The organism is Rhodovulum sp. PH10, from assembly GCF_000293785.1.
GTDB lineage: Bacteria > Pseudomonadota > Alphaproteobacteria > Rhizobiales > Xanthobacteraceae > Rhodoplanes.
This window is the reverse complement of sequence record NZ_AKZI01000163.1, coordinates 1-7,125: the sequence shown is the minus strand read 5'-3', so window position 1 is coordinate 7,125 and position 7,125 is coordinate 1. Positions and strand designations below refer to the sequence as shown.

Below are 7,125 nucleotides of genomic sequence, written 5' to 3'. Positions count from 1 at the left end.
CCACGGTGCGGGCCTCATCCTTCGAGACGTCGCCTTCGGCGACCCTCGGGATGAGGTCATAGTTTCCCGCCGCTGGTATGACACCGCCCCCGCGGGCGGCAAACTCTCACCGCTCGGCGTGCGGCCGGCCCGGATCGGCGGCGCCCGGCCCCGGCAAGGGCTCGGCCAAGAGCGGCGGCGGGGTCGGCCGGCTGACGTCGCCGGCGTCCGCCGTCAGCACGATCTCCTCGTCGAGGTGATGGATGGTCAGCGTGTCGCCCTCGATCAGCCGATAGCGGGTGATCGTGTGGTCGATCTCGACCCGGATGCGGCGGCCGCGGATGGTCAGCGGGAAGCGCAGCGCCTTCCATTCCGACGGGATGCGCGGATGGAACGAGATTTTTCCGCGGTGATCGCGCAGGCCGCCGAAGCCGTAGACCAGCGCCATCCAGGTGCCGCCGATCGAGGCGATGTGGGCGCCGTGGCGCATGTTGCCGCCGATGTCGGACAGATCCATCGTCGCGGCGAAGTGGAAATATTCGAGCGCCTTGCGGCGATAGCCGATCTCGTTGGCGACGATGCTCTGGATGCACACCGAGAGCGAGGAGTCGTGCGTGGTGATCGGGTCGTAATAGTCGAAGTTGCGCTTCTTGTCCTCGGCGGTGAACTGATCACCGAGCAGGAACATCGCCAGCACCGTGTCGGCCTGCTTGATCACCTGCGAGCGATAGAGATTGAGCGGGTGATAGTGCAACAGCAGCGGATAGTGGTCGTCCGGCGTGTTCGCGAAATCCCACAGCTCCTTGTCGAGGAAGTCGTCGTCCTGCGGGTGGACCTTCAGCCGCTCGTCGTAGGGCAGATACATGCAGTCGGCCGCCTCGTCCCACGAGTCGGGCTCCTCCGCACCGAGCCCGGTGCGCGCGACCAAACCCTCGTAGACGTCGGGATGGTCGGCCTTCATCGCCCGCACCACGCGCGCGGCGTAGCGCATGTTCTGCTGCGCCATCAGATTGGTGAAGTAGTTGTTGTCGACCACCGCGTTGTACTCGTCGGGGCCGGTCACCGCATTGATGCAGAAGCGCCCGTTGCGCCGCTGCGAGAAGAAGCCGAGGTCGCGCCACAGCCGCGCCGTCTCGATCAGGATCTCGGCGCCGTAGCGCTGCATGAACTCGTCGTCGCCCGACACCTCCACGTATTTGCGGATCATGTGAACGATGTCGGCATTGATGTGATACTGCGCGGTGCCCGCCGCGTAATAGGCCGACGCCTCGTCGCCGTTGATGGTCCGCCACGGAAAGGTCGCGCCGCAATGGCCGAGCTCGGCCGCCCGTGCGCGCGCCCGGTCGAGCGTGTCGTAGCGGAACTTCAGGAGGTGCCGCGCGACCCGCGGATTGGTGTAGACCAGGAACGGCAGGACATAGATCTCCATGTCCCAGAAATAGTGTCCCTCGTAGGTCGAGCCGGTGAGGCCGCGGGTGCCGACGCCGTGCCCTTCGGCGCGCTCGGAGGCCTGCAGGAGCTGAAACAGATTCCAGCGGATCACCTGCTGGAGACGCGGATCGTCGTTGACGACCTCGACGTCGGAGCGCGCCCAGAAGCGCGCGACGTCGGTCTTCTGGGTGTCGAGCAGCACGGAGAAGCCGCGCGACATCGCCCGGTCGAGCGTCCAGCCGACCTGGGTGCGCATGTCCTCGGCGGTGCCGTGGTCGGAATAGTGATAGCCGAGGAATTTCGTCAGCCGGATCGAGCGGCCGCGCTCGCCGCGCACCTTGAAGACGACGGCGGCGGCGTTGTCCTCGACGTTGAAGTCGGTCACGTAGCGGCAGTCGGTGGTGAGCACGTGGTCCATGCCGCAGCCGAGCACCAGGCGCGACGAGCGGGTGATGTAGCCGAGCAGGATGCGCAGCTCGTCGCAGTCGCGGCCGGCCGGCTCGAGGATGCGCCCGGCGATCGCCACCGCCAGCCGCGGGTCGTCCTTCTCGGCGACCACCGGCAGCGGCTGCGGATGCACCAGCTCGGAGGAGATCACGATGTCGGCGTCGTCGTTGTCGAGCGACAGCTCCCAGTCGATCGCCGCGAGGTGGCGGTTGTCGAACGAGACGAGCCGCGTGGTGCGCAGCCGCAATCGCTTGCCGGTCGGCGTGGTCCAGGTCACCTCGCGCCGCAGCGCGCCGGCCTTCAGGTCGAGCGTGCGGTGGAACGAGACGATCTCCGCCTCGGTGCCGACGAACGGCTCGTCGTCGACGAACAGGCGGAGCACCGTGCCGTCCGGGCAGCCGACCATGCTCTGGCCGACCCGCGGGAAGCCGTAGGCGTGCTCGCCGTAGGTGATCGGCCGGAACTCGTAGAAGCCGTTGAGGAAGACGCCCGGCTCCTGGACCGGGCGGCCCTCGTCGATGGTGCCGCGCATGCCGAGATAGCCGTTGGCGAGCGCGAACATCGTCTCGGTCTGGGCGACCAGCTCGTCCTGCAGCTTGACGTGGAAGCGGGCCGACAGGTTCCACGGATCGGTCGTGAAGATGTCGCGCGGCGGCGACTGGCGTTCACGCAGCATGGCTTTCCTCGGGCTCGTCATGCGGCGGCAACGTCCCGCCGCCGGGCCCGCGGAACACACCCGCCGGCCGCGAGGTTCTTGTCCGGCCGGGCGCCGCACGCGCGCGCCCGCCCCCGAAAAGCTCGCCGGTGACGACCCGAAGAGACCCCCGTCATGCGTCCCCGAGCAAGGCCTTCAGCTCGGTCCGGAAGGCGGGCGCGATGTCGTCGCGGGCGAGCGCATAGGCGACGTTGGCGGCGAGGAAGCCGATCTTGGAGCCGCAGTCGAACGCGCGCCCCTCGAACTTCACGCCGTAGAACGGCTGGTTCAGCGCCAGCCGGATCATCGCGTCGGTGAGCTGGATCTCGCCGCCGGCGCCCCAGCTCTGGTTCTCCAGGATGGAGAAGATTTCCGGCTGCAGGATGTAGCGGCCGGTGATGATCAGGTTGGACGGCGCCTTGCCGCGCGCCGGCTTCTCGATCATCGAGGTGACCTCGAAGGCGGAGCCGACCGTCTTGCCGGTGCCGACCACGCCGTACATGTGCAGGCGATCCTCCGGCATCTCCTCGACCGCGATCATGTTGGCCTTGCCGTCGATCTGGCGGTAGGCGTCCATCATCTGGGCGAGGCAGCCGCGCGGCGACTGCACCAGCACGTCCGGCAGCAGCAGCGCGAACGGCTCGTCGCCGACGATGTCGCGCGCGCACCACACCGCGTGGCCGAGGCCGAGCGGCGACTGCTGGCGGGTGAACGAGGTCTGGCCGGGGATCGGCAGATCGCGCTCGAGATGCTCGAGGTCGGCGAACTTGCGCCGCTCGGTCAGCGTCACCTCCAGCTCGTACTGGCGGTCGAAATGGTCCTCGATCACCGCCTTGTTGCGGCCGGTGACGAAGATGATGTGCTCGATGCCGGCCTCGCGCGCCTCGTCGACGACGTGCTGGATCAGCGGGCGGTCGACCACCGGGAGCATCTCCTTCGGCATCGCCTTGGTGGCCGGAAGGAACCGCGTGCCGAGGCCGGCGACGGGAAGAACGGCTTTGCGAATGGGTGTGCTCATGATGCGATCACGTGAGTGCGAAACGAGAAACGGAAGGCCGAACGGGCGGCAAAAGAACCATGCCGACGCCCGCCTGTCCATGCCCCGGGCCGTGCCGCGGGGCGATTTCGCCGCCTGCGTGTGGCCGTCTTTGGCATCGCGGCGCCGCGGCAACGCCGCGATTTGGTCGAGCTGTGGTCACCTCGGCTTAAGATAGCTGAAACCATGCGGATGCTTGAGTGGGAGTTCGAGCGGGAGGGGCAGACGATGGTGCGACACGGTACGACACGCGGGTTGGGTCTCGGCGCGAGGGGCGCCCGGACGACGACGGCACTGGCCGCCGGCGCGGTCGTGGCGGCCCTGCTCGGAACGGCGCCCGCGAGTGCGCAAATCTTTCTCGACCGGATGTTCGGCCTCGCCGGGCCGAGCGGCAGCGCGTCGACCGGCCGTTCCGCCGGCCCGGCGAGCCGCGCGCCGGTTCCGGCGATCCCGGTGAGCACCGACGCCGGCCCCGCCACCACCGGCTCGGTGGCGCCGCGGGCGAATCCCTCCGGATGGAGCGGCACGTCGGGCAGCTCCGGCCATCCCGAGATGACCGCCGGGGCGATCCGCCAGGCGGCGGCCGAGTTCCCGGCCTGCATCGCCAGCCTGTGGCCGGAGGCGGCCCGCCGCGGCGTGTCGCGGGCGAGCTTCCAGCGCTTCACCGCCGGCCTGACGCCCGATCTGCGGATCATGGATCTGATGGACGCCCAGCCGGAGTTCACCAAGGCGTTCTGGGACTATCTCGACATCCTGGTCACCGACGCGCGGATCGCCCGCGGCCGCGAGCTTCTGGCGCAGAACGCGGCGACCTTCGCGGCGGTGGAGCAGGCCTACGGGGTCGACCGCTACGTGATCGCGGCGATCTGGGGGGTCGAGTCGAACTACGGCACGCTCGGCGGCACCAAGCCGGTGCTGCGCTCGACCGCCACGCTCGCCTGCGTCGGCCGCCGCCAGCCCTATTTCCGCAAGGAGTTTTTGTCGGCGCTGACCATCCTGCACCGCGGCGACGTGATCCCGGATCACCTCAAGGGGTCGTGGGCGGGCGCCTTCGGGCCGACCCAGTTCATGCCGACCTCGTTCGAGCGCTACGCCGTCGACTTCGACGGCGACGGCCGGCGCGACGTGGTCGATTCGATCCCCGACATGGTCGCCTCGACCGCGAACAACCTGAAGAAGGACGGCTGGGAGCCCGGCAAGACCTGGGGCTACGAGGTGGCGCTGCCGCAGAATTTCGATTTCCTGTGGGCGGACGGCAAGCGCAGCCTGACGCTCGCCCAGTGGGCGAGCCTCGGGGTACGGCGGCCGAACGGCATGGGCTTTCCGCGCCCCTCCGACACGGCGTATCTCGTGGTGCCGGCCGGCTCCGAGGGCCCGGCCTTCCTGATGCTGAAGAATTTTCGCGTCATCATGAAGTACAATCCGGCGGAGGCCTACGCGCTGGCGATCGGCCATCTCGCCGACCGGCTGCGCGGCGGCGGCGACTTCGTGCAGGCGTGGCCGCGTCACGAGCGGGTGCTGACCAGCGCCGAGCGCTACGAGCTGCAGACCCACCTGGTCCGCCACGGCTTCGACATCGGCGGCTCGCCGGACGGCCGCATCCAGGCGAAATCGCGCCGGGCGATCCGGCAGTATCAGGCGGCGGCCGGCTTGGTGCCGGACGGTTTTGCCACTGCCTCGCTGCTCGACCGCTTGCGGACGCGGTAGCGCTGCCACCGACGACCGGGGACAACGACACCCGGAGATCTGCACCCGGAGATCTGCACCCCGAAACCGGACGCCGGAGCGAGCCCCACCTCGCCCCGGCCCGCGGGACGAGTCCCCGGGACGAGTCCCCGGGGCCAGCGCCCGCTTGACAGCGGCGGGCCGAGCGATCTTCGTGTCGCCACGGTCGCCCGTCAGGTTGGCGACGAACGCGGGCCGCACGGGCCTCGCGCGGCACGGCAGAGAAGCGGGCTTCGACGGTGGGATTTTCCGGACACGGTTCGCACGCGACGCGGCATCCCCACGAGTCTCGCCGCATGCGCGGTGCGGGCGGGCTCGCCCTCGCGCTCCTCGTCGCGGCGGAGGCGATGCTCTTGGCGGTGACGCTGCTGGTCACGGCGGCGCCGGCCTCGGCCCAGCTGTTCGACGAGCGCTTCCCGTTCCGCAACCCGTTCGCCAACCCCTACGAGCGCCAACAGCGCTACCCCCAGCGCCAGCAACAACAGAACTGGAACCCGTTCCAGCCGCAGCAGGCCGAGCCGCAGCGCCCGGCGCCGCCGCCGGTCGACTACTCCAAGGCGCCGGCGCCGAAGAAGCCGGACACCCCGCCGACCACCACCGTGATGGTGTTCGGCGACTCGCTCGCCGACTGGCTCGCCTACGGGCTCGAAGTGTCGTTCCAGGAGTCGCCCGAGATGGGCGTGGTGCGCAAGGTGAAGACCTGGTCGGGCCTGATCCAGCGCAAGGTGCGCGCCAACCTGCAGAGCGAGCACCCCGACTGGCCGGCCTATATCCGCGAGACGCTGGCGACCGAGCACCCGGACTACGTGGTGATGATGATCGGCCTCGAGGACCGCCGGCCGATCCACGAGACGACGCGCGCCGATCCGCAGCAGCCCGCAGGTCAGCCCGCAGGACAGGCCGCCTCGACCAATGCCGACGACGATGACGACGACGGCGGCTCCGGGCCACGCCACGAGTTTCGCTCGGAAAAATGGTCGGAACTCTATATCGAGCGGATCGACGCCACCATCGCCGCGCTGAAGAGCGCCGGCGTGCCGGTGTTCTGGGTCGGCGCCCCGCCGGTGCGCGGCACCCGCTCGATGGGCGATTTCGGCTATCTCGACGATCTCTATCGCAGCCGCGCCGAGCGCGCCGGCATCGTCTATGTCGACGTCTGGGACGGCTTCGTCGACGAGAACGGCCGCTTCACCACCTCCGGCCCCGACGTCGAAGGCCAGATCCGCCGCCTGCGCACGCCGAACGGCGTGCATTTCACCCAGTCCGGCGCCCGCAAGCTCGCCCACTTCGTCGAGCGCGAGCTGCAGCGCGCGATGACCGCCCGCGCGACCCCGGTGTCGCTGCCGGTCGAGGAGCCGGGCAAGGGGCCGGAGACCGCCCCCGCGACCGCGCCGGACACCGCCGCGAAGCCGGCCGAGGAGAGCCCGAACGGCACCGCCCGCCCGCTCTCCGGACCGGTGATCACCCTGACCGCCGGCCCCGCCATCACCGACCCGAGCGACGAGCTGTTGGGAGGCGATCCGAAAAAGCCGGCAAAGGACCCGAAAGCCGCCAAGGACGACGACCGGAAGCCGGCCCCACTCGATGCGGTCGCCGCCAAGGTTCTGGTGGCGGGCGAAGCTTTGCCCGCCCCGGCCGGCCGGGCCGACGACTTCAAGTGGCCGCGCCGCGACCCGGCGCCGGTCGGCAAGGACCCGGTGGTCGCCTTCACCACGCTGCCGATGACGCCGATGCAGCCCGAGCGCCAGCTGGTCGCCGAGGCCGCGCCCGAGCCGCCGGCCGCCGCCGCCGCGCCGGCGAAGCCGGCCGCGGC

At 69.9% G+C, this 7,125-nt stretch carries 4 protein-coding genes; 2 read left to right on the top strand and 2 right to left on the bottom strand.

The genetic code is table 11. From position 1 onward, the window contains the following. Positions 1-106 precede the first annotated feature (106 nt). Together A33M_RS20290 and galU are read right to left on the bottom strand one after the other, a co-directional pair. Positions 107-2,533, bottom strand: a complete 2,427-nt coding sequence (locus A33M_RS20290) for a glycoside hydrolase family 65 protein (protein ID WP_008391348.1) — start codon at positions 2,531-2,533, stop codon at positions 107-109. A gap of 151 nt (positions 2,534-2,684) precedes the next feature. Beyond that, positions 2,685-3,569, bottom strand: coding sequence for a UTP--glucose-1-phosphate uridylyltransferase GalU (gene galU, locus A33M_RS20285; protein WP_040622169.1), 885 nt, complete (start codon positions 3,567-3,569; stop codon positions 2,685-2,687). Between the two features lie 204 nt (positions 3,570-3,773). Between galU and A33M_RS20280 the strand changes: the two genes are divergently transcribed. Beyond that, entirely contained in the window at positions 3,774-5,294 is a 1,521-nt protein-coding gene (locus tag A33M_RS20280; protein WP_202801975.1) for a lytic murein transglycosylase, read from the top strand. Positions 5,295-5,608: 314 nt separating this feature from the next. Further along, positions 5,609-7,125 (top strand): SGNH/GDSL hydrolase family protein (locus A33M_RS20275; protein ID WP_052027149.1); only part of this gene is annotated, 1,517 nt, incomplete at its 3' end.

Bases quoted from the DNA above. Each gene is read 5' to 3' on its own strand.
- A33M_RS20290 (WP_008391348.1), bottom strand. From the start codon at position 2,533: ATGCTGCGTGAACGCCAGTCGCCGCCGCGCGACATCTTCACGACCGAT.
- galU (WP_040622169.1), bottom strand. From the start codon at position 3,569: ATGAGCACACCCATTCGCAAAGCCGTTCTTCCCGTCGCCGGCCTCGGC.
- A33M_RS20280 (WP_202801975.1), top strand. From the start codon at position 3,774: ATGCGGATGCTTGAGTGGGAGTTCGAGCGGGAGGGGCAGACGATGGTG.